Source organism: Gordonibacter sp. (assembly GCF_036667095.1).
Lineage (GTDB): Bacteria > Actinomycetota > Coriobacteriia > Coriobacteriales > Eggerthellaceae > Gordonibacter.
On the sequence record NZ_JAVWUP010000386.1, the window covers coordinates 1 to 1,096 of the forward strand.

General features: G+C 60.9%; 1 protein-coding gene. It reads left to right on the forward strand.

The genetic code is table 11. The features are described 5' to 3' along the window. Positions 1 to 145: 145 nt before the first annotated feature. The coding region (locus RR842_RS14805; protein ID WP_332730333.1) for a 4Fe-4S binding protein at positions 146 to 1,096 on the forward strand (951 nt) is incomplete at its 3' end.

Here is a 1,096-nt window from a genome sequence, read left to right on the forward strand (position 1 = left end):
GGAGGAGCGCGCTGGGGCGGGGGATATTGCTTCCGCGAGCTCGCTTTCCTACTATCGCCAAACCGGGAGAATCCCGCGCGGCATCAATATCGTTCGGCGTGGTTGACATGCAGGGACGTTCTATACGAGGGAGGCAAAGCTGATCATGACGCAAACGAACAGCGCTTCGGGCGCTCCGGAAGAAGCTGCATCCGATTTCGAGCAGGAGATGCCTGCGCGCGATGCGTCTATCGAGGCGGTTTCGGATACTTCAGTGCAAGAGCGGCTGGTGAAGAAGACCCTGGCGCGTCGGTTGACGGTTGCCGGCGTGTTCCTCGCGGCCTGCGTAGGGATCGTGTTCGGGGCGGGCTTCGGCACGCTCTCGTCGTTCGGATGGGAGTCGATCGCGGCGATCTGCCCGCTCGGCGCGCTTGAGTCGATGTTGGCAGCCAAGCTGCTCATTCCGCAAGCGTTGGCGTTCTTGCTGGTCGTGACCGTTGTCGCCGGCATTCTTGGAAAGGTGTTCTGCGCGTGGGCATGTCCCGTGCCGTCCATGCGCTCCTGCCTTGATGCTGTCGCCCGCAAGGTTCCTCGTATCAGGTCGGAGAAGGTGAAGCGGGAGGACGGTGGCGAGGCGGTGTCTCTGCACGTCGTACGACCTTCGCCGCGTCGTGATTGTGGATGCGGGGCCTGCACGGCCTGCAGCCCGAAGGAGCGGCGCGCGGTCATCGACTCTCGACATGTTGTGCTTGGAGGCACGTTACTCAGTGCGGCGGTATTCGGGTTTCCTGTCTTCTGTCTTGTCTGCCCAATCGGGTTAACGTTCGCCAGCGTCATCGCCGTAGTGCAGCTGTTCGGGCTACAGATTTTGTCGTGGGGTGTCCTGCTGTTTCCGCTCATGCTCGTGCTTGAACTGACGGTGCTGCGGAAGTGGTGCTCAAAGTTTTGCCCCTTGGGAGCTTTGGTCTCGCTACTCAGCTGGCCTAATCGCCTGTTCCGCCCAAAGGTCGATGGATCAAGGTGTTTGCGAGGTAAGGGCGTCGACTGCACCGTATGTGCCGATATCTGTCCGGAAGGCCTGGATCCGCACTTCGAAGAAGGTATGCACGATTGCTCC